Genomic DNA, 23,046 nt, shown 5'->3' on the forward strand with positions numbered 1-23,046 from the left:
ATTATTACCATATAATCTAGACCAAAACTGATTCGTGAGATCGCCCCTTTTAAGAAGTCTATCTGAACTAGTGTGATGTTTATTATGACATGGTAGAATTGTGTCTACTAATTTATATACTTAGATAACTTATGATACCATCAGTACTGGCAAACCAAATTCGCAATTATGTGGAAGACTTTATTTCTACTACTTTTCATCCGACTAATAGTCCTTTTAAAAATTTAATTGGTGATTTTTTACATCCACCTATAATAAGAGAAAGAGAGGGAGAATCAGGAGAAGAATCAGGGGTTTATCAGCCTGGAAATAATGTGTGTAAGGGACCCTATGTTTCATTGGGTATGCCTTTTAAAACTGGCTCTATTGGTAGGGACTTTTTCCCCCATATTCCCCTAGATTTTATCCCCTATTTACATCAACAAGAGGCTTTTACTCGCTTGATGCCTCCCCATTATCATTCTACTTTAATTGCAACGGGGACTGGGTCAGGAAAAACAGAGTGTTTTTTAATTCCTGTTTTAGAACATTGCCGAATTTATTCTCAAGAAGGGGGAATAAAGGCAATTCTCATCTATCCGATGAATGCCTTGGCAACGGATCAGGCTAAACGAATAGCTAAGTTTATTAATTCTATTCCTTCACTAAAGGGGAAGGTTACGGCGGGGTTATATGTGGGTGAGGAAGATGAAAATCCCACTAAGGTGATGACTAAAGAAAAGGTTATTACTGATAAACAAATACTCTTGGCATCTCCCCCGGATATTCTGCTGACCAATTATAAAATGTTAGATTATCTGTTAATTCAACCCAATTCTCAATCTCTATGGCAAAATAATCAACCAAACACTCTCCGCTATCTGGTGGTAGATGAGTTCCATACTTTTGATGGTGCCCAAGGGACTGATTTAGCTTGTTTATTACGTAGGCTGAAATATCGCTTGCAGGTACCTGAAAATTTTTTAACCTGTGTGGGAACTTCTGCTACCCTGGGAGTGGGGTCTAATGCCAAAGGGTCAGGGAATATTTTACGCTATGCTGAAACTATATTTCAAGAGTGTTTTGATGACCAGGCCTTAATAGAAGAAAAACGCATTCCTGATATGGAGTTTTTAGCGGGAAGTCTACTGAATGTAATTCCCATACCTACTCAAGATTATAAAGAGGTTCTGAGTGCCGAAAATTATCTGTTTCCAGCAGATTATATTCGCGCCCAAGCTGAACTTTGGTTACAAAGGTCTGGGGGATATGGCATATCAGAACCTGGTGCAGATTTAGGAGAAGAATGGTGTCTAGAATTGGGTAGAGATTTGAAAACCTTGCCTATTGTTCATAATCTGGTGCGAATTCTGTCTAAAAAGAGCTATACTTATGATGAAATTATAGAGCAGATTGGTCGTCGTCTTCATTTCCCTAATAATAATAGTCCGGAGAATAGGTATTTTAATTTTTTGTTGTTGGATAGTATATTTTCTTTAATGGCTGTAGCTCGCTCTCAAGATGTGGCTAATAGTTCTGTGGTAAGACCTTGGGCTAATTTAAAGGTACATGTATGGTTCCGGGAACTAAAACGAATGGTGGCTACCGTCGAACCAACACCACGGCTTTTATTTTCCGATGATTTAACAGCAGAAATTAAAGAAAAAACTAAAACTATGCCTGTTATTCACTGTCGTAGTTGTGGTATGACAGGATGGGGTGCAATAAAAAGATCCCAAAATGATGATAAATTAATTCTAAATTTACAAGATTTCTATCAGGCATTTTTTAGTTATAATCCTCTGACTTGTTTTATTTTTCCTAAAAATAATCCCAAAAATAATCTAGATCCTGCTTTTGCTGCTCGTCTTTGTTCCAAGTGTTTAAAAATTAATTTGCCTGATGCAGTTACTTGCCATAGTTGTAATTCCCAAGAATTAATAGATGTAGAAATTCCAGATATACTGAAAGTAAAAAAAGCAAATAAGCAGTCTAAGTCTGTTTCTACTCATGACTGTCCTTACTGTCAAGCTACTAATAGTTTATCTATTTTAGGTTCTCAAGCTGCTAGTTTGACCAGCACTATTGTGAGTACCCTTTATACTACTCAGTTTAATCAAGATAAGAAACTGTTGGCTTTTTCTGATTCAGTTCAAGATGCAGCCCATCGCGCAGGATTTTATAATTCTCGAACCTATCGCACTACCCTTAGAACAGCTATTTTTCAAGCAGTGCAGAATTTAAGCGCGGGAGAGGGAAAGATAAGTTTGAAACAACTAGTAGAGGGTTTTTCAGACTATTGGTTGACTACCTTAACCAAAGAGGGTGATAAGGATTACACTAAATATGTGGCCACCTTTCTTCCCAGTGATTTACATTGGTTGCAAGAATGGGAAAAACTGATAGAGAATCCCGACTCTTTAAGCAAAGAGGAACTTACTCGTTTGCTGAGTTTTTTAAAAAAACGTCTGGAATGGGAAGTTGTAGCTCAGTTTAGTCATCGCGCTACCATTGGTACCACCCTCGAGTCTAGTGGGTTATGTAGTGTGGGTTTTAATCAATCTATTATTGAGCAGTCTGTACAAGAATTAATTATTTATTTAAATAATGAGATAGAGCTATTGCATGGTGTGTCATACCCCAAAGTGCATGAATTTATATTTGGTATACTTAATCATCTACGCCTTTTAGGGGGCATATACCAACCTGTAGTGGCTAATCATGGGTATATTGAAACAGGGGGTAACCATTTTGTATGGAGTAAGTTATGGTTTATGCCTAAATTTAGTTATTCAGCTACTATTCCTAGATTTTTGACTACCAACAATGGAGAAAATAGCTGGGAGGCAGTTTTTTCTAATTCTACTAGAGGAAGTTGGTGTGAAAACTGGACAGAACGGGTGTTTAGTTCCTTTGGTTTATTGATGAGAGAACAGTGCAAACAAATTCTCTACCAGACCCTGGATATACTGACTAAAACGAAGATTTTAGAAAGGAGAAAATCGGAAAAAGGGGATGTGTGGGGAATTCCTATGAATGTGATGGAGATTTTTCCCCAGGGTGATGTTTTTTTATGTGATAGCTGTAATCACTCAGTCACTCTCTCCCCCCATGCTGGGGTAGGAGGTGCTTGTTATAACAGTAAATGTAACGGAAAATACCAGATTCCCAGTTCAGGTCTAGTTTATTATTCCCAACTTTATCAAAGGGGTCAGGTTCACCGGGTGTTTGCTCAAGAACATACAAGTATGCTTAGTCGTCCACACCGGGAGAACTTAGAAAGATTGTTTATTACTAGTGCCCGTGCTTGTGACCCTAATTTGATTTCTGCTACCTCTACTCTAGAAATGGGTATTAATATTGGTGACTTATCTAGTATTGTCCTTTGTTCCATTCCCCCCAATAGTGCTAACTTTCAACAACGGGTAGGAAGAGCAGGGCGAAAACAGGGTAATGCACTCATCAGTGCGATCGCTACTGGAAAAGCCCATGATTTATTTTTCTATGCAGATCCTGGGGAATTGATAGATGGGAGGGTAGAACCAGCGGGGTGTTATTTAAACGCAGCAGCTATATTAAAAAGACAGTTAACAGCTTTTTGTTTAGACTGTTGGGTGACCCAGGGGGTAAGTAAGGAGGAGTTACCGATTCAATTGCAAAAGAGTTTAGATGCGGTAGATAAGTGTGATGAAGGACGTTTTCCTTACACCTGGCTGAAGTTTATTGAGCGTCATAAGAAAAAGTTGCTAGATGATTTTTTGTCTTTGTTTACAAATCTAAGGGAAGGAAGGGAGAAAACCAGGGATAACACTCAATATGAAGACTATAATCGTGTGGATGGGGAATATTTAAGGAAAGAATTAGGTGCTTTTATAGGGATAACTCCAGGAGATGGAATACACCTGGATATATTAGAAAGGTTGAAGGAAATAAATAAAGAGCGTAAGCGTATAAAAAATCTAATAGACTCTATTGGAAGAACCATAAAGAAAATGGGTGAAAAACCGGATGCGATTCAAAATTTACCGAACAACCAGGATCTAAAACAGGAACTAGAAGAGGAAAAACTAGCCTTTCAACAACTAATTAAAGAAATTAATCAGAAAAATTTGTTTAACTTTCTCACAGATGAGGGGATGTTACCCAACTATACCTTTCCGCAAGCGGGGGTAACCCTGCGCTCTGTCATTCTCCGTCGACAAAAACTGGATGAGGATAGCTCCAATAGAGAAACTACTTACAAAAACCTAACTCCCTTTGCTTATACTTATGAGAGACCGAGCCAAATTGCTATTAGAGAACTTGTACCTGGTTGTGTGTTTTATGCAGAGGGTAGATCTATAACCATAGACCAAATAGATTTAAAACTATCTGAACCAGAAAAATGGCGCATCTGTCGCAACTGTCATTATGCTGCACCTGATTTTTCTAATAGCCAAAAAACTTGTCCTCGCTGTGGAGACACCATGTGGGGAGACCAAGGTAGATTACATGATGTGTTACGTCTCAAACAAGTAATAGCCACCACCTCAGATAGGGAAAGTCGGTTTGGGGATGAGAATGAAGACAGGGACTCTAGTTTTTTTAAAAACCATTTGTTAGTAGACTTTGACCCATCCTTTAAGGAGTACACTTATCTGGTAAAGAGTACAGAATTTCCCTTTGGATTTGAGTATATATCCCGAACCAAATTCCGAGAAATAAATTTGGGCAAGACCCTCCCCCACGGGAAAAATGTAGAAATAGCAGGAGAGAACTTTTTTACAGAAGGATTTCGTATTTGTAAGGGGTGTGGGAAGATTTTAAGAAAAAATAACACTCAATCAAGTCGAGAACGGGAACATGCTCTAACGTGTAAATGGCGAGAACGACCAGAAGCAGCGGAGACCATAGAGACCCTTTATTTATACCGAGAATTTGAGTCCGAATCCATTAGATTTTTAATGCCAGATCAAAGATTTTGGAGCGAACAGGGGTTACATTCCTTTATTGCTGCATTGCAATTAGGCTTGAAACAAAAATTTGGAGGAAGGGTAGACCACCTGCAAATTACCCAAGTGCAAGAACCCCAACCAGATAATAAACTGCGTAAATCCTTTCTTTATTTGTATGATACCGTACCCGGAGGGACTGGTTATTTGCGACAGTTGTGTGAGAACAGGGTAGATAGTAGACCAGAGGATCTGCGCCAGGTGTTTCAACAGGCTTTAAATGTATTAATTAATTGCAGTTGTCAAGAAAGGGGAGAAGATGGTTGTTATAAATGTTTATTTGCCTATCGTAATAGCTTTCACCAAGACTTTACTAGTAGTAAAGTAGCCCAATCCCTACTGAGTGAAATTTTGAACCACTGGTCAGATTTAGGAGAAGAGAAGAGCCAAAATCTTTCTGGTCTGTCCATTAACTCCGACCTAGAAAGTGAACTAGAGTCTAAATTCATTCAAGCTTTGACAAGCTATACAAGAAATGGAGAAGAAACCAAATTACAACCATTGTTACTCCATGGCAAAAAAGCCTACTACCTAAAAATAGGGGAAATGGCTTGGAACATAGAGCTACAAGTTCCTTTAGGTAAAGAAGAAGGACTACCTCTAAATTGCAGAGCAGATTTTGTGTTTTATCCCGCCCATAGTCGGGTTAACAGTTTACCCATAGTAGTATTTACTGATGGATGGGAGTATCACCAAGAAAGAATAGACCAGGATTTAGAGCAACGTCTAGGGATTATAAAAACCGGAGATTATTGGTGTTGGTCACTGACCTGGGCGGATATAGATAAACAATTAAACCAGAAAACCACCTTTTATAACTCCACCACTGATTATGGGGGGACTAAATCTGGAACGGATTCCTCATTGAACAATCCACAGATTAATCAGAGAAGGAAAGAACTATATGAACACTACCAATGTAGTCAACTTGCCCATTTAGAAGATAAAAGTAGCTGGGAATGGTTAATGGATTATCTTTATTCTCCCATAGATAGTTTGTGGCAAAACTGGGCACTGCTGCGTACTATCCTACAGGCACAGAAGAAAAACCAGACCCCCCCTGCTATAGAAGATTTTTTAGCACCCCAACTAGAAATGTGGAATCGACCTCAAAACTATCATAGTGGAGTAATAGAATTATCAAAGAATCTAGAGATCTTTACCCTAGTTGACCACAAGCGAAATAAGGAATTGAACAAAAATGGCAGTTTAGTTTTAATTCGGTTGCAAGAAATTTACCAATCGGACTGGCAAGAAATGCTACGCATGTTAAACCTCTATCAATTTTTACCCTATACTTATGCCATGACCACAACCAGTGACAGGGACAACCTTAGCACCATGGTTCCCACCTGGGAAACCAGGTTAGATACAAATATACATAATAATATTAGTAGAGGTGTAAATAAAGAATGGCAGAGTATAAAGGAGTTAATCATAGAAGAGGATCTAGTACCTTGGATTGACCAGATGATAGAGAACCAGTGGAATTTACCAGTAGTGGGCTATGAATTAGAGAACAAAAAGGGAGCAGTGATAGCCAGTGCGGAACTAAGCTGGGTAGAAGAGAAAGTAAGTATTGTCACCACAGTAGAAGACAAACATATATTTGAGCAAACTGGGTGGCATAGCTTATTAGTAGAAGAAGTATCCTCCCAGATAGAGAACCTAAACCAGTTTTTAAAAACAACTATTAAGGAGAGAAGATAATGGTCGAATTAAAACATCCCGTCAAATTAGCCATTGCAGACAGTTTTTTAGACCAGTTTGGGCGATTACCCAAAAACATTCAGAGTAAAGTTACCTCCTTTCTCAATCGGTTCAAACAAAACCCCACCAGTAGTGGAATTAACTATGAGACCATAAAAGACTGTAAAGATAACCGCATGAGGTCAGTGAGAATAGATTTAGAATACCGGGCAATTATTCTCAAACCAGAAACCGGGAACTTGTATCCTTTATTATGGGTAGGTAAACACGATTTAGCCTATTTTTGGGCCCAAAAAAGAGTTTGTCAAATCAATCAGATATCTGGAGCTTTACAAATTATTGATACAGAAGAAATACAAAATACAACAGAAAGACTCACCACACAAAAACAGGAACAACCCGGGCGATTTGACCATATCAAAGACGAAGATTTAATGAGATTGGGCGTACCACAAATGTTAATTCCTGCCCTGCGAAAACTAGTTACAGATGCAGACGTAGATAACATACTATCACATCTTCCCCAGGAATGTACAGACCGTATAATTATGTTAGCAGCTGGCTATAAACTTCCAGAAATCTACCAATTAATAGAGACCCCCAAAACAACTATTGATGTAGAGAATATAGAAACAGCGCTAGAAAATCAGGACACCCTGAGTCGGTTTGTAGTTATTACTGAAGACATAGAACTAGAAGAGATGTTAGCAGCACCCCTAGAAAAGTGGCGTGTATTTTTACATCCTAGCCAGCGTAAACTAGTAGAACGAGACTGGAATGGTCCCGTTAGAGTTTTAGGAGGTGCAGGGACTGGCAAAACCGTAGTCGCCCTACACCGAGCTAAATGGTTAGTGCACCATCGTTTTAATATGCCAGGCGATCGCATATTATTTACGACCTACACCAGGAATTTAAGCATAGACATAGCATCAAGTTTAAAGACAATAGTTACACCAGAAGAGATGGAGCGGATAAAAGTAGTAAACCTAGATAAATGGCTACTAGAGTTTTTTAAACAACAGAACATAAACATTAAAATTGCCTATGATAAAGAAACCAGACCATTATGGGAAAAAGCATATAATAAAAGAGAAGAAGCAAATTTAAGCCTAGACTTTTATAAACAAGAATGGGAAGAAATAATACAGACAAACGAATGTAAGAACTTGAGAGACTACCTAAAAGTAGTAAGGACAGGGAGAGGGACAAGATTAAATAGAGAGCAGAGACAGAAAGTGTGGAAAGTGATAGAGGAATATATGAACCTGCTGAGTGAAGAGGGGTTAAGGGAACCAAAAGACGCCATGAGAGATGCCATAGAGATATTAAAACAAAACCCCAGAGGGATAAAATATCAGAGCGTCATAGTAGACGAAGCCCAGGACATGAGCAAAATAGCATTTGAGCTAATTAGAGCCATAGTAGGGCCTGCAAAACCCAACGACATATTTATAGTAGGGGATGGGCACCAAAGGATTTATGGGAGTGCGGTGAAATTGAGCCAGTGCGACATAGATATTAGAGGGAGGTCAAAAAAACTGATTTTAAACTATCGTACCACAGACGAGAACCGCAAATGGGCCACAGACATATTATCACCCCTTACCATAGACGACCTAGATGGTGGTATAGACAACCTAAAAGAATATCGTTCCTTATTGCATGGAGAGAAACCCATAGTAAAAGGATTTAACAGCATAGAAGAAGAAATAGAATACATTCTAAATTTTTTAAGAGAGATAAACAAAACAGAGAAAGAGAGCGTAACCTGTATAGCATTAAGAACCAAAGAACTGATAGAGAGATACAAAGAAGGGCTAAAAGAACTAGAGATACAAGAAATAATTGGAGAGCAAGAAGAGAGAGGAGAGAGGATAAGAATAGCCACCATGCACCGAGTAAAAGGATTACAATTTGACCATATAATTTTACCCAGTGTAAACGCCGATATTATTCCTTTCAAGAGCGCCCTAGAGAGGTCAGCGGATTTAACAGCTAAAGAGCAGTTTTTAACCAGAGAGAGATGCTTAGTGCATGTAGCTGCGACCAGAGCCAAGAAACAGATTTTAGTTACCTATTATGGTAAACCCAGTCCCTTTTTAAACTTATCCTGATTTTTTCCAATACTCTGGCGATCTCCCGTAGGGAGTGCTGCGCGATCTCCCAAAGGGAGTGCTGCGCAATCTCCCACGGGGAGTGCTTCCTAATCGCATTTATATCCCGTAGGGGTGTTGAGCTCCCCCAACCCAACCTACGATTATCCACGACAAAATATCTATCCAAAGATAGATGAAAAATCGTAGCAAAAGGATTCTGCTACAATAATGCAAAAGTAAAAAAAAGCATGGAACTAGCACCGGGCGCACGCATCTTATGTAGAGATGCAGAATGGTTAGTAAAAGATGTATCCCTCTCCTCCGATGGAGATAAGATAATTCAGGTCGTAGGGGTGTCAGAGTTTATTCGTGGCACCAGATCCCTATTTCTAGAAGAATTAGAATCTAAAAAAGGTCCCTTTGAAGTGCTAAAAGCAGAGAAAACTGGACTGGTTACAGATACCTCACCCGAATATAGAAATAGTCGTCTCTTTATAGAAGCAAATCTAAAACAAATAGCCCCCCCCGACTCAAAAATATATGTGGGACACAGAGCAGCAATGGATACTCTTAAATATCAGCTCTCTCCTACAAGTATGGCTCTGAAAATGCTACGCCAAAGAATGCTCATAGCAGATGGAGTAGGTCTAGGTAAAACTCTCGAATGTGGTATTCTCGTAGCAGAATTAATTGCACGACACCGGGGAAGAAGAATTTTGGTGGTAACCAGTAAGTCCATGATGGCTCAGTTCCAAAAGGAATTCTGGTTCCGTTTTACTATCCCCTTGGTAAGGTTGGATTCTACAGAAGTTCAACGCATAAAATCTATTATACCTACTAACCATAATCCCTTCTATTATTATGACCGCACTATTATATCTATAGATACCCTAAAACAAGACAGAGAATATCGTAATTACTTGGAGAAGGCAAATTGGGATATTATTATTATTGATGAAGCTCATAATGTAGCGAAAAGAGGAAGAGCAGAAGATAATTCTCTACGCTCTAAATTGGCTCAGCGTCTCTCAAAACGCTCCGATACCTTAATCCTCCTTTCTGCTACTCCCCATGATGGAAAACCAGAAAGTTTCGCTAGTTTGATGAATATGCTGGATCCTACTGCCATTGCAGATGAGTCTGATTATACCAAAGATGACATCCGAAATTTGTATATCAGACGGTTTAAAAAGGATGTTTTGGCAGATTTACGGGATAATGTCCCAGAACGTCATTCTCAATCTATTGATACCCCAGCTTCCGAAAGTGAAGAAAGGGTATTTGATTTGTTGGATAACTTAAACCTGTCCGGTGATAAGCAATTACGGGGTGGACAGTTATTTAAAACCACCCTGCTAAAGTCTATTCTTTCTAGTCCTATGGCTTGTTTGGCAACGGTAAATAACAGGTTGAAAAAGCTAAAAGAAGGGAATAAAAAAAATCCGGTGGGTGGGGAAAATCATCGAGCAGATATAGAGGCTTTACAAGAGTTACAACAGTCTTTAGGTGAAGTAGGTAAGGAAGATTTTTCTAAATATCAAAGACTTTTAAAATTGATAAAGCAAGATTTAAGCTGGAATGGGGAAGATAGTGGGGATAGGTTAGTAATTTTTACAGGTAGGTTAGAAACCTTAGATTTTCTGTTTACAGAATTGCAGAAAGATTTAAAGTTGAAATCAGGAAGTATTTTAAAATTAAAAGGAGATATGTCTGATACCCAGCAGTTAGAGGTAGTAGAACAGTTCTCTAAAGAAAAGGATCCAGTGAGAATTCTGTTAGCAACAGAAGTAGCTTCCGAAGGAATTAATTTACATTATTTAAGTCATAGATTAATTCATTTTGACATACCATGGTCTTTTATGACATTGCAACAAAGAAACGGTAGAATAGACCGTTATGGACAAAGTAAAAAGCCCGAGATTACGTATCTGTTGACTAGATCCCGTAGAAATAGAATGGATGAGGTACATCGTATTATTAAAGTACTCTTGGCCAAAGAGGAACAGGCTACTAAAAATATAGGAGATCCCGCAATTTTAATTGGGGTGTTTAATGCTCAGGAGGAGGAGAACTATATTTCTGACCTGATAGAGCAGGGAAAGACTGCTGAAGAGTTTAATAGTATGTTAGAAAACAACAATAAAAAGGAGGAGGGAGGGCTTTTTGACTGGTTTGAAAATGACCAGGAGGATGATTATTCAAGTTCTCCACAACCAGAAGAGCTATGCGAAACAGGAAGTTTATTGAGTCTGTTTGATTCGACCTTTGATTTTGTCTCTACCGCCCTAAGTTCTGATATAGTAAATGTCACAAATTTAAATATAAATCAGCAAGTCAGGTTTATTGAATTGCAGTTGCCAGATGAATTACGGTCTCGCTATAAAAGATTGCCTAGAGAAATTATTCCAGAACCAAAAGATTTATTATATCTCACCGATTCACCCCAAGTGATAAAAAAGGAAATTGCTGATGCGCGTCAACAAGAAAAACAATGGTCAATGAAACAATATCTGTGGGAATTACATCCCCTAGTAGAATGGTTAACCGACAGATGTTTATTCCACATTCCTCGACATCAAGCACCAGTAATTCAACTACCTAGCGACAAAAAAACCTTAACTTTTATCTGTTTTGGCAGTTTCTCTAATCGCCAAGGTTCACCAATTATTAGTCGTCAATTTTCAGTTATTGTGGATCATAATAACCCTTATAGAATAGAAGATTTTGCTGAAACTATAAAAAAAGTAGGCTTAAATAAGCCCATACCTAATCCTGGGAATATAGACATTAGTGAAGTGAGTAGTTTTTTAAAGGAGGTAGTAAAAAAAGGGCAGGAATATTTAGAAAAAGAAAGAAAGACAGTACAACAAGAGCTGAATGAGAGAATAGCCAAAGAAAAAAGTCGTTTAAAGGACCTACGACAGTATCATCTTCAAAAATGGAATCATTTCTACCTAGACAGTGGAATAAATCAAAAGATGACACAAGAAAAGGTAGAAAAAAAACAACAAGAAATTGATAAAATGTTTCAAGAGCATGAGCAGTGGGTAGAACGCTATATGAGCACTAGTAGCGCCAAAGCTCTTAATTCCCCCACTCCCTATATTAAGTTAATTGCTGTGTTGAGAGGTTAGATATGGCACTAGTAGGAATTTCAATTGAAAATGAGTTTTATGCGCCTTATTATGTAGATACCTTGCTGAGTAAAGATGTAGATGTAAAAAGCAAAGAAACTGAAGAGAAACCAGCTTATGAGCTTTTGGAAAAAATACAACAAGAGTATTTTCAGGTTCGGAATAGGGTAGAAAGAACTACAAACCAACAAGAGAAGTATGAATTACAAAGTGATTTAATAAGAAAGCTATTATCTATTTTAGGCTATGAATATAAAATAGATTTTAAGTTATTAGATGACGATAGAATATTACCTATTGTGGCGGAGGTCAAGAAAAACTCTGGCGAACCCTACGTGTGGATATTATCTGCTTTTAATCTGGGTATAGAAACCAGTGATATTCTCTCTTTAGAAATAAATCAAGAGCAGATTAATGAAATTAATTCCACCTACCTACTTAACAGTAAAGTCCAAAAGGGGAAAAAATCCTCCCGGGAACCACAAGTAGTACAAGGAAATTTAGAAGAGCTTTTAAACGACGCTATTTTTGCCCAGAATGCACCCCCAAAATGGGTAATATTGATAAATATGGAGCAAATAGTATTAATAGACCGTTATAAGTGGAATGCTTCTCGATTAATTAGATTTGATTTAGCAAAGTTATTAGAAGAAAGAGATAAGAAATCTCTCATGGTAACTGCTAACCTATTACATCGGGAATCTATTGTCCTAAAAGACGGTACTTGCTTATTAGATATAATAGAAGAAAAGAGCTACCGACATAGTTATAGTATTTCCGAAAACTTAAAGTTTGCCCTAAGAGAAGCCATTGAAATACTAGGGAATGAGGCCATTTATTACTGGCAAAAGTCAGGAAAGAGAGTATTCGATAATCAAAAACAAAAAGAACAGGGTGTAGTAGAAATAGACCCTCAGCAATTAAAAAAAGAATGTTTAAGATGGATATATAGATTGCTATTTTTATTTTATATAGAAGCCAGACCAGACCTAGGATATATACCCATGGGATCTGATGTTTACCGTCAAGGATATAGCCTAGAAGCATTGCGAGATGTAGAACTGGCTAAATTAACAGAAGAAGATGAAGAGAATTATTACCTAGATTGGTCAATTAGGTTACTCTTTGAATTGCTGTGGTCAGGCTATCCATTAGATAAACAAAAACAACTAACCACTGAAAACCCCTCTTTAGCTGATACACCCATTCATAAGACCTTTCGTCTCCCCTCCTTGCAAAGTCATCTGTTTGATCCCAAAAACACAGAAATGCTAAACGAAGTTAAATTTCGTAATGTAGCCCTCCAAAAAATAATCCGGTTAATGTCCCTATCAACACAAGAGGGGAAAAGGGGGAGAATTAGCTACGCCCAACTAGGTGTAAACCAGTTAGGGGAAGTATATGAAGGTCTTTTAAGTCTTTCTGCCTTTTTGGCCCAAGAGGATTTATATGAAGTGCAACCGTGGAATAAAAAGGAATCTGGAGATGAGTCAGAAGAACAGGAAGAGGAAGACCTAGAAACTAATGAGAAGAGGAATGTACCTCAGGGGAAAACAGTAAAGGCCAAAGAGAATTTAAAACAAGATCTGGAAGTAGCATATTTTATTCCAGAACATCGCATGGATGAATTTAAGCAAGAGGAGTTGGTAATAGATTGGGAGAAAGGGGAATTTCGTAAACATGCCAAAGGGAAATTCCTGTTTCGGTTAGCTGGGAGAGATAGAGAAAAGAGTGCTAGTTACTATACCCCACAAAGTTTAACCAAATGTTTAGTTAAATATGCTTTAAAAGAACTATTAGAGGGTAAGCAAGCAGACGATATATTAGAGCTAACTATATGTGAACCTGCCATGGGGAGTGCAGCTTTTTTAAATGAGGTAATAGACCAGTTAGCAGAAACGTATTTGGAAAGGAAACAAAAAGAAAAAGGAGAGTTAATAAGTCATGAACAAGCCATGCGAGAGCAACAAAAGATTAAGATGCTCCTAGCCGATAGAAATGTATTTGGGATTGATAAAAATCCTATAGCCATGGAACTAGCAGAAGTATCCCTATGGTTAAATTGTATTTATGCGTCAGAAGCTGATAAAGATAACATATTTATTCCTTGGTTTGGCTTCCAGTTGCAGTGCGGAAACTCCTTAATAGGAGCCAGGAGACAAATCTACTACTTAAACAATATTACGGAAAAGAAAAAGAGCAAGAGTAGTAAAAATACCAAGTGGTATGAACAAGAACCAGAACAACTATCCTTGGGGAAAAATTTACCCAAAGGGGGAATTTTTCATTTTCTGTTGGGAGATCCGGGTATGGCGAACTATACAGATAAAATTATAAAAAAAATGAGTGGGGAGAACCTCAAGAAAATAGATAATTGGCGAAAAGAGTTTTGTCAAGAATTAACAGACGAGCAAGGGAGCTATGCCCATACTTTAAGTGAGAGAATTGATAAACTGTGGCATCATTATGCCCAAGAGTTAAAAAGAATTAGAAAAAGAACCACAGACAGTCTAAATATATGGGGACAGGAGGAAGAAAAAAAGCAAGAAATAGCCCTGGAGAAGAAAGATAAGATTCATGACCAGGAGAAACTTGCAGAAGGGATAGAAAACGCCACATCCTATAGGAGATTAAAGCTGGTCATGGACTACTGGTGCGCCCTTTGGTTTTGGCCCATAGAAAAAGCAGAGGAATTACCAGACAGAGAGCAGTTTTTTTGTGACCTAGCTATTATTTTAGGCGAAACAGAAATGTTGCTGGATAGTAACAGACAGCTATCTCTATTTCCTGAGACCCAAACCCCACAAGAGGGGGAAGAGTTTATTAATCAATGGGGATTTGTTAACTTAAACAAATTAAAGCAGAAGAATATTCGGTTACAGATAGTAGATGAAGTTGTTAACAACCAGCGATTTTTCCATTGGGAACTAGAATTTGCAGATATATTTTGGGAGAGAGGAGGTTTTGACCTCATATTAGGAAATCCCCCCTGGATAAAGATGGAATGGAAAGAAGGGGGAATTTTAGGGGATTATGACCCCAGGATAGCCATCCGCAACCTATCAGCGAGTGAATTAGCGAAAAAGCGGGAGGAGCTTTTTGATAGACATCCTGGATTGAGGGCTGCATATATACAAGAGTATCAAGAGATAAGCGGAACCAAGAATTTTCTCAATGCGGAACAGAATTATCCATTGCTAAAAGGGTCACAAACTAATTTATTTAAGTGTTTTTTACCCCAGGGGTGGAGATACACCAGAGAAGGAGGAGTGTCAGCTTTTTTACATCCTGAGGGGGTTTATGATGACCCCAAGGGGGGAAGGTTACGTAGGGCAATTTATCAGCGATTGCGTTATCATTTTCAGTTTGTTAACGTGAAAAAGCTATTTCAAGAAGTAATGATTTGGGTAACTTACTCAATAAATATTTATTCTTCTAAAAAAGCAAATACCTTGTTTGAAAGCATATCTAACCTGTATATATCTAAAACAGTGGATGAGTGTTTAGAGCATGATGGTAAGGGAGAGGTGAAAGGAATTAAAGATGAATCAGATAAGTGGAATGTACAGGGACACAAAGAGAGAATTATCACTGTAAATAGGGAGAGACTAAATCTATTTGCCCAACTCTATGATGAAGGGGGAACCCCGGGGGAAGAAGCGCGATTGCCAACCTTACATTCCCAGCAGTTAATGGGGGTACTGGAGAAATTTGCAGCCCAAGAAAGGCGCTTAGGTGATTTACAGGGTGAGTATTTTGCTCTAGAAATGTGGCATGAAACCAATTCGCAAAAAGACCAGACTATTAAGCGTAACACCCAATTTGCCCAGGGTGCAGAACAGTTGATATTATCTGGCCCCCATTTTTTTGTGGGTAATCCTTTAAATAAAACCCCCAGAAAGGTTTGTAGACTCAGTAGTGATTATGATGTTATTGACCTGACCCAAATTCCCCCAGATTATCTCCCCCGCACCAATTACGTCCCAGACTGCACTCCCAGAGATTATCTTGACCGCACCCCCCGTGTTCCCTGGGGTGAGCAAAAACCCGTCACTGATTTTTATCGGGTTGCTTATAGAACAATGTTAAGTCAATCGGGTGAAAGAACCTTAATACCAGCGATTATTCCCAAACAAGTTGGACATATTGATGGGTGTTTTTCTGTCACATTTGAAAATACCAAACATCTCATATCAGTTACTGGACTATCATCCTCCTTACCCTATGATTTTTTTATCAAAACAACAGGAAAAGGTCATTTTAGAAATGATTTATTTTCTCTCCTCCCTCATCCTAATGTTATATCCTCATTACACATACGTACCCTAGCACTAAACTGCCTAACACAATACTACGGGGATTTATGGGAGGAAAACTGGCATAATGAATACACCCAAGAAAGTTGGAGTAAACCCCAAGATCCACGATTGAACAATAACTTCTTTAGTCAACTTACACCCTTTTGGCAAAGGAATAATGCCTTACGTACGGATTATGAGCGCAGACAGGCTTTAGTAGAAATAGATGTATTAGCTGCTATGAGCTTAGGTATGACCCTAGATGAATTGAATACCATCTATCGAGTCCAGTTTCCTGTCATGCAACAAAAGGAAAAAAATACTTATTACGACATGAATGGTAGAATCGTGTTTACTGTTCAGAAAAAAGGATCTGTGGGGGTAGGTTTACCCCGCAAAGGTAACCCTAAAACTAAATCCCCGGGATGGGAAGATATAAAAGATATGACTACTGGTACAGTTGAAGTACCTATTGTCAATCAGACCTTATCTAATAATCCTGCGAACCAAAGTATCATCTATCAAGCACCCTTTGAGAAGTGTGATAGGATAGAGAACTATAGAAAAGCGTGGGATTACTTCCGGTCTTTAGATTAAAAAGAAGAGCGCCAGTTTTCCTCCTAGGAGAATACACATCCTGCGGGGGGTTTACGTGCGATCGCATGACTACACAAGTTTAATAGGATGGGTTAGCAGTAGTCTAACCCATGGGGGTGTTGGGTTTCATGCTTCAACCCAACCTACGTTTATCTTCCGGTGTTTAGATTAAAAAGAAGAGCGCTAGTTTTCCTCAGGGAAAATTCTGAAGATTTTGAGGGGCGTGCATTTAGAAAATGCCCCTCCAAATATCCGAAAACCCTTGAAATAACTGATTTATCCTTTGACGGAAAACGTTTACCGTCAACCTTTTACGAACCGGGAACCGAACATGAAACGTGCCTAGATGAGAGCGTGCCTTGCGATCTCCCGCAGGGAGTGCTGCGCAATCGCCCTTTTCATTCCTCACCCCTTAACTCAAGCTATATTAAAAACATACCCTACCCTGTAAATTTAAATGTATAAACCATTCACCTATATATTTATAACCTCTGGAATCATATCTACAGTCCTATTCTCATCCCAGCTCACCCCAGCTCAAACAATCCCCAATATCCAGGATATTGCCCAAAAAACCACAGTCCAAATCAACAGTGACGCTCACCCCGGTGGTTCCGGTGTAATTGTCAAAAAAGAAGGCACCATATATACCGTACTCACCGCCAATCATGTGGTATGTGATAGACTTGGTACTACCAAAATTCGCTGTCGCCAAGACTTTACTTATACTGTTAGAACTCATGATGGCAAAGAATATCCCATCAAAGAACTCCAACTTATCCAAAAAACCGTTCAGGACCCTGACCTGGCTTTAGTCACCTTTCAATCCAATGAAAATTATCAAGTTGCATCCTTGGGTAACTCAGAGAACCTAACCATAGGAGCTGATATTTCCGTAGCTGGATTCCCCGCCATTTTTGGCACAGTGGGTAAGCAACGAAGTTTTACCATCACTGTTGGTAAGGTAGTTTTCAAACACTTAGATCCCCCCCAAGGCTATGGACTGGTTTATAATGCTACCACCCATATTGGTAATAATGGGGGTCCCGTTTTTAATGCACAAGGTCAGGTAATTGCCATTCACGGACTCGAAGATACCAACGCCCTTTCTGAAAAAACTGGCTTTAATGCAGGTATTCCCATTAATATCCTATATGGTTTTTTACCCAGAACCTTCTTTAATTCCACCCCATCACCCAGTTCCCACACTAACCCATCCCAGCTCCCATCTTCTAAATATACAAAACTAGAAACCTTATTACAGTCTCAAAACTTTAGAGAAGCAGATATAGAAACAGACAGAGTAATGTTAGCAGTAGCTAACAGACAAAGCGAGGGTTGGTTCAGAATAGAAGATGCAGAAAATTTTCCCTGTCAAGAATTGCGCACCATTGACAATCTGTGGTTAAAATATAGTCAGGGTAAATTTGGTATATCTGTCCAACAAGAAATATACAAAAACCTGGGGGGAACAAAACAATATGATTGGAATGTATGGAGCTCCTTCGGAGACAGGGTGGGATGGAGAAAACAAGGTTCATGGCTCTATTACAAAGATTTAAACTTTTCATTATCCGCACCAACGGGTCAACTCCCATTACTGCGTGGTGTTGGGCTACTTTGGTTACTCGGTCCCTCTCTGTTCACGGTGGGGGGTTGGTGGTTATGGTGTGGTTTACTTCCCTCCTGTCAAGACATGTAGAGTGTAACCCATAAAGGTTTGATAGTATTGTTAACTTTTGTAAATAACAAGAAATTAACGAAACCTTGCTAGTTCCAGGGTTTCGGATACCTATTTATTTTTAGGATTAGGTGTATAACAATTTGCCTTGACAAATATTGTTGCTGCCTTTATTATTTCCTCATTAGTTATGTCTAACTCATCCCAAAAAAGCTTTAGCTGTCCTGGTGATGTTCCCTTCTTTTTTTGATTTGGTTTCATCCCGGCTAAAAGTTTACTCCCCCACCGGTTTTTTTCCACCTTTTTCGGTTGAGGACGATATTTTTGACAAAATCCTTTATAAATGCTTGCACACTCATCTAAAGTTTTTCCTAACGCTAAAAAGGCTGGATGCCATGTTGTTACTCCATCACTACCTAATCTCTCATGTACTCCATAGTTACTAAAATCATAAAACATTCCCTGTTGTATTCCTGCTGCTTTAGGATTGCCGTGTATATATCTGAGCGTGTTTAATGCCCTTTTCTTATCTGACATGGCAAACCCCGTGCTGTGATACCTTTTTTCCCAAAAATGCCCTGTTCTATTCAGCATCTGATTAAAGCACAGTGCTGTATACCAATTTAACTAGTGCATAATTTTAGGCAGATCTGAGGGCTGTAATGGTTCTATTAAATAATGTATGTGATTACTCATTAGACATAACCCATACATTCTAAAATTATACTTGTCAATTGCTTTTTTTATTGCATAAATCAAGACCTGACGACATTCTAATTTAGTTAGTCTAAATTCCCGATTGTTACATCTGATTGTAATGTGATAGCAGTATCCTGCTTCTAATTTTCTTGGTTTTCGACTCATAAAAATTTAAGGCTGGCACGTTAATCACATTCTCTCAGTTACACATTTACAGGATGAAAATGCTTGAAAGGTTTTGAGATTCGTTGCCTAGGTCACCCCGTTCAACTCGTCAATGTTGAACCAACCAGGCCAAGTGCGTTCCTCATCTTCTAAGGGATTACCCTTGCTATCGGTCAATCCCCACCCTGGGTAATGGCGTTTCATTATTAGTCCTATATCCATGATCTCGTAGGGAGTGTAATGCAATCCCCCTCCAAATATCCCTACCACATTGAAATAACTGATTTATCCTTTGACAGAAAACGTTTACCGTCAATCTTCTACCAACCGGGAACCGAACATGAAATGAGCCTAGATGAGAGCGATCTCCCGTCGGGGGTGTAATGCAATCTCCCCTCAACACGTTCAGGTTTTTCCCTTGAGAAGAAACACGGGGAACCCTGAATGCGATCTCCCAAAGGGAGTGCTTCGCAATCGCCCCTCAACACATTCAGAATTTTCCCTTGAGAAGGAACTAGGGGATAATCACTAAGAGGGTTCGCCCATAGGGAGTGTAATGCGATCTCCCCTCAACACGTTGAGAATTTTCCCTTGAGAAGAATCTGAGGTGCGATCGCCTGTCCTCATGTTCAGTATTTTCCATTGAGAAGGAAGTAGAGACGATTCCCACAAGCGATCGCCCTGTAAATATCCTAAAAGCATTGAAATAACTGATTTATCTTTTGACGAAAAACGTTTTCCGTCAATCTTTTATCAGGCGGGAAGCGACTATGGAATACGCCTAGATGAAAGCTATCTCCCACAGGGAGTGCTTGGCAATCACCCGTCCCCATGTTCAAATTTTTCCCTTGAGAAGGAAGTGGAGACGATTCCCACAAGCGAGCGATCGCCCGTCGGGGGTGATTCGGAATCTCGCTAGTGGGAGAGCTGCGCAATCTTCCTCCTGCTCATATCCCAACTAAATTTGTTCAATATGTGATCACTTGTCACATATCTTTTTGTATTTATACAGGATTATAAAATAAGTTATTCGGCGTTGCATAATAGAGGTATGAATTGAGGTAATCTACTGTGCATTGTCCAAACTGCGGGTCTTCCAAAATCAGAAAGAATGGCAAACGTCGAGGTAAACAAAATCACATTTGTGTTGATTGTGGTCGTCAATTTATCGATGTCTATAGTCCACCTAAAGGCTATTCAGAAGAAGTTAAACAAAGTTGCCTGCGCTCTTATGTTAACGGTATGGGATTTAGAGCAATTGAACGCGATAAAGGCGTTCATCATACAACTATTATTTACTGGCTAAAACAAATTGGTTCCATACTTCCAGATGCTCCACCAGTTGAGGAAACACCCTTGGTAGGTGAACTTGATGAGTTGGAGACCTTTGTGGGATCAAAAAAAACAAAATATGGTTGTGGACAGCAGTAAATCACTTCCGTAAAAATATCCTGGCTTGGGTTGTGGGAGACCACAGCTCACAAGCATTTCAACCTTTGTGGGACATCGTTAAACTCTGGCAATGCTTTTTTTATGTTACTGATGGGTGGAGGGTTTATCCGAGTTTTATTCAGCCAGAGGATCATATTGTGAGCAAAACATATATGACTAGGGTAGAGGGTGAAAATACACGTTTACGTCACTACTTAGCGCGACTACATAGAAAAACGCTATGCTATTCAAAATCTGTAGATATGCTTAGGTATTCAATTAAATTATTACTTCACTATTTAAAGTATGAAGTAATACCCGCGTTTAGTTGATTCATCCCGCAAATATGCAACGCCAGTTATTCTTGTTATAAATTTTATCTGCTTAAATTAGTTACACTATTTTAATACCTTAGACCAAATATCTATCTAAAGATAGATGAAATAAGATATTATAATTAACTATGGTGTTATTGCTAACTCCTAAATAAAACTTGTACTCTATCCAAAATATGAAAGTTTACTGTTTATTCTGGTTTCCTGCATTACTTACTAGTCTGGTTTTGAATACATCTGTTAAAGCAGAGGAAGTTTCCAATAAATCTGGTGACCTAATGGGATTCAGCACTGATGATCAGAATCGATCTAATCTCTTAAGTCAATCTTCCGGAACTGGTTTTACACCAGTGGAACCCAGTGTTGTTCCTACCCCTTCCTTTTTCTTAACATTCAACACTTCTGCATCTATTTAAACCAGATTTTGATTACCTTCTCCCTTTGCGCGAAACAAAAACCGTGGTTCATTTACCTGAATTTCGCTGTATTGTAAATTTTTGTAACGATTTAAAATTTTGTAGCTTACAAGACTTAATTTTCTGGTGTAGCATGTACACAAAAGAAATGGGTTCTGCTACCATTTTGTTCACATTTGGTATCAAGATGAGCGGAACACTTGGGGCGGTGATCGCTTCTGGTAACAGTGAAGTGAACTATGAAATTACTTTGAAGTGGAGAAGGAATCTATAAGATGAATACATCACAGATAATCAGACCACTACAGTCATCAATCGTCAGAATTTACTCAAACAGTAGCACGATTGTTGGTAATGGGTTCTTAGTCGAAGAAAAAATAATTCTTACGTGTGCTCATGTGGTAGCAGATGCTTTAGGGGTTAATAGAGATACTATTGAAATGCCTCATCAAAGAGTACGATTAGATTTTCCTTTTTCAGGAACGAGGCAATTATTAGAAGCCAGAATAGTATTTTGGAATCCCGTTCGTCCTAATCAGTTTGCAGAAGATATTGCGGGATTTGAATTATTAGAAGATCTGCCTCCTAATACTGCTCAACCAGCAAGATTGGTAGATTCAAACAACTTATTGAACCATCCTTAGCACCTGGGTTAAAATGAATTATGTCTACTCGAATTATCGACAGTTCAAGGGTATGTTTCGAGCCAATTCTAACTTTAATGGTTTCAAGTAACATTATCACAAGTGCTTCACAATACCTTTATACCATTCGCCATAGTAAAAATTTAGCTGATATACTAAATAGTGTTAATATACAGCCATCACTTAACTTATGTGCTCCTGCTCCAGCTAGTGGCGTAATATTACATTTTGATCCATCTGATTTTTTACTTGAACTTTCTCACAATCGTCAACCTAGACAACTTAAATTTCGTGAAGAAAAATTTCCTGAAGAAAAGTATTATGAATCTACAACGTGGGTCGAAATGCCAGATCTTAGCTTAATACGAAAGCGAATTATTGAATCTGTCTTTACAAATTTCTATGAAAGTCAAAAAGATTGTGCTAAGGCGAAGTGGGGAAAAACGAACCAATGGGATTCAATTTGGCAATTCGCATGGCTAGTCAGAAATGCGTTTGCACATCGAGGGAAAATAAATTGGAAAGATAGGAGTATTTCTTCAGTTTCCTGGAAAAATGTCTTCTATCAGTATCTGCATGATAATAACCGAGAAATTATATTCAATGAGATTGGGGAAGGAGATTTAATTATTTTAATTGATGAATTAGATAATGCTTTGAGATAGCGTCTAGCACTAAGTGGGAAAAATAGACTTAAGTTAATTTTATAAGGGAATAAGCAAGTTGGAAAGGTCACGGTATTTGGATTTCAGGTGATGGATCCTGCAAAAAAATCTGAGAACCCAATTAGTTTGGAACACTTTATAAATTAGATGTCGGGTTGAGAAAAGGAGCTTAACCTAACATTAGTCGCATTTCATAATCGAATCC

At 38.6% G+C, this 23,046-nt stretch carries 11 protein-coding genes and 1 pseudogene; 10 read left to right on the forward strand and 2 right to left on the reverse strand.

Annotation, left to right across the window (positions count from 1 at the left end; genetic code table 11):
* The first annotated feature begins 131 nt into the window (after positions 1 to 131).
* The 5 genes from IAR63_RS17735 to IAR63_RS18600 all read left to right on the forward strand — a co-directional run bounded on the left by IAR63_RS17735 (position 132) and on the right by IAR63_RS18600 (position 18,507).
* The gene (locus IAR63_RS17735) at positions 132 to 6,680 is read left to right on the forward strand and encodes a DEAD/DEAH box helicase (RefSeq protein WP_187707595.1); all 6,549 of its coding nucleotides are present in this window, start codon (positions 132 to 134) and stop codon (positions 6,678 to 6,680) included.
* A complete protein-coding gene (locus tag IAR63_RS17740) occupies positions 6,680 to 8,794 on the forward strand; it encodes a UvrD-helicase domain-containing protein (protein ID WP_187707596.1) in 2,115 nt (704 codons plus the stop codon). The genes IAR63_RS17735 and IAR63_RS17740 overlap by 1 nt, the downstream gene beginning before the upstream one ends.
* A gap of 230 nt (positions 8,795 to 9,024) precedes the next feature.
* Entirely contained in the window at positions 9,025 to 11,910 is a 2,886-nt protein-coding gene (locus tag IAR63_RS17745) for a DEAD/DEAH box helicase (RefSeq protein ID WP_187707597.1), read from the forward strand.
* Between the two features lie 2 nt (positions 11,911 to 11,912).
* On the forward strand, positions 11,913 to 16,805 hold the full coding sequence (locus tag IAR63_RS17750; protein ID WP_187707598.1) for an Eco57I restriction-modification methylase domain-containing protein: 4,893 nt from the start codon (positions 11,913 to 11,915) through the stop codon (positions 16,803 to 16,805).
* 457 nt (positions 16,806 to 17,262) lie between these two features.
* Positions 17,263 to 18,507, forward strand: coding sequence for a GUN4 domain-containing protein (locus IAR63_RS18600; RefSeq protein WP_235678428.1), 1,245 nt, complete (start codon positions 17,263 to 17,265; stop codon positions 18,505 to 18,507).
* Positions 18,508 to 18,597: 90 nt separating this feature from the next.
* On the opposite strand, the pseudogene IAR63_RS17765 reads toward IAR63_RS18600, so the two are convergent.
* Together IAR63_RS17765 and IAR63_RS17770 are read right to left on the reverse strand one after the other, a co-directional pair.
* A pseudogene (locus IAR63_RS17765) lies at positions 18,598 to 19,350 on the reverse strand (transposase).
* A gap of 528 nt (positions 19,351 to 19,878) precedes the next feature.
* Positions 19,879 to 20,052: a hypothetical protein gene (locus IAR63_RS17770; RefSeq protein ID WP_187707599.1), complete on the reverse strand. Its 174-nt coding sequence runs from the start codon at positions 20,050 to 20,052 to the stop codon at positions 19,879 to 19,881.
* 369 nt (positions 20,053 to 20,421) lie between these two features.
* Here IAR63_RS17770 and IAR63_RS17775 point away from each other — a divergent pair.
* The 5 genes from IAR63_RS17775 to IAR63_RS17790 all read left to right on the forward strand — a co-directional run bounded on the left by IAR63_RS17775 (position 20,422) and on the right by IAR63_RS17790 (position 22,841).
* A protein-coding gene (locus tag IAR63_RS17775; protein ID WP_187707600.1) for an IS1 family transposase occupies positions 20,422 to 21,113 on the forward strand; the annotation gives its coding sequence in 2 pieces (ribosomal slippage) (positions 20,422 to 20,746 and positions 20,746 to 21,113; 693 coding nt in all).
* A 179-nt stretch (positions 21,114 to 21,292) separates the two neighbouring features.
* Positions 21,293 to 21,532 (forward strand): hypothetical protein, encoded by a 240-nt coding sequence (locus IAR63_RS17780; RefSeq protein ID WP_187707601.1) that lies wholly within the window; start codon positions 21,293 to 21,295, stop codon positions 21,530 to 21,532.
* Between the two features lie 187 nt (positions 21,533 to 21,719).
* Entirely contained in the window at positions 21,720 to 21,806 is an 87-nt protein-coding gene (locus tag IAR63_RS18265) for a hypothetical protein (protein WP_268905691.1), read from the forward strand.
* Position 21,807: 1 nt separating this feature from the next.
* Positions 21,808 to 22,176: a trypsin-like peptidase domain-containing protein gene (locus IAR63_RS17785; RefSeq protein WP_187707602.1), complete on the forward strand. Its 369-nt coding sequence runs from the start codon at positions 21,808 to 21,810 to the stop codon at positions 22,174 to 22,176.
* Positions 22,177 to 22,196: 20 nt separating this feature from the next.
* On the forward strand, positions 22,197 to 22,841 hold the full coding sequence (locus tag IAR63_RS17790; protein ID WP_187707603.1) for a hypothetical protein: 645 nt from the start codon (positions 22,197 to 22,199) through the stop codon (positions 22,839 to 22,841).
* The last annotated feature ends 205 nt before the right edge of the window (positions 22,842 to 23,046 follow it).

It is taken from the genome of Cylindrospermopsis curvispora GIHE-G1, from assembly GCF_014489415.1.
GTDB lineage: Bacteria > Cyanobacteriota > Cyanobacteriia > Cyanobacteriales > Nostocaceae > Raphidiopsis > Raphidiopsis curvispora_A.

Excerpts from the sequence above, each read along its gene's own strand:
- IAR63_RS17735 (WP_187707595.1), top strand. The coding sequence starts at position 132 with ATGATACCATCAGTACTGGCAAACCAAATTCGCAATTATGTGGAAGAC.
- IAR63_RS17740 (WP_187707596.1), top strand. The coding sequence starts at position 6,680 with ATGGTCGAATTAAAACATCCCGTCAAATTAGCCATTGCAGACAGTTTT.
- IAR63_RS17745 (WP_187707597.1), top strand. The coding sequence starts at position 9,025 with ATGGAACTAGCACCGGGCGCACGCATCTTATGTAGAGATGCAGAATGG.
- IAR63_RS17750 (WP_187707598.1), top strand. The coding sequence starts at position 11,913 with ATGGCACTAGTAGGAATTTCAATTGAAAATGAGTTTTATGCGCCTTAT.
- IAR63_RS18600 (WP_235678428.1), top strand. The coding sequence starts at position 17,263 with ATGTATAAACCATTCACCTATATATTTATAACCTCTGGAATCATATCT.
- IAR63_RS17770 (WP_187707599.1), bottom strand. The coding sequence starts at position 20,052 with ATGCTTTTAGGATATTTACAGGGCGATCGCTTGTGGGAATCGTCTCTA.
- IAR63_RS17780 (WP_187707601.1), top strand. The coding sequence starts at position 21,293 with ATGAAAGTTTACTGTTTATTCTGGTTTCCTGCATTACTTACTAGTCTG.
- IAR63_RS18265 (WP_268905691.1), top strand. The coding sequence starts at position 21,720 with ATGAGCGGAACACTTGGGGCGGTGATCGCTTCTGGTAACAGTGAAGTG.
- IAR63_RS17785 (WP_187707602.1), top strand. The coding sequence starts at position 21,808 with ATGAATACATCACAGATAATCAGACCACTACAGTCATCAATCGTCAGA.
- IAR63_RS17790 (WP_187707603.1), top strand. The coding sequence starts at position 22,197 with ATGTCTACTCGAATTATCGACAGTTCAAGGGTATGTTTCGAGCCAATT.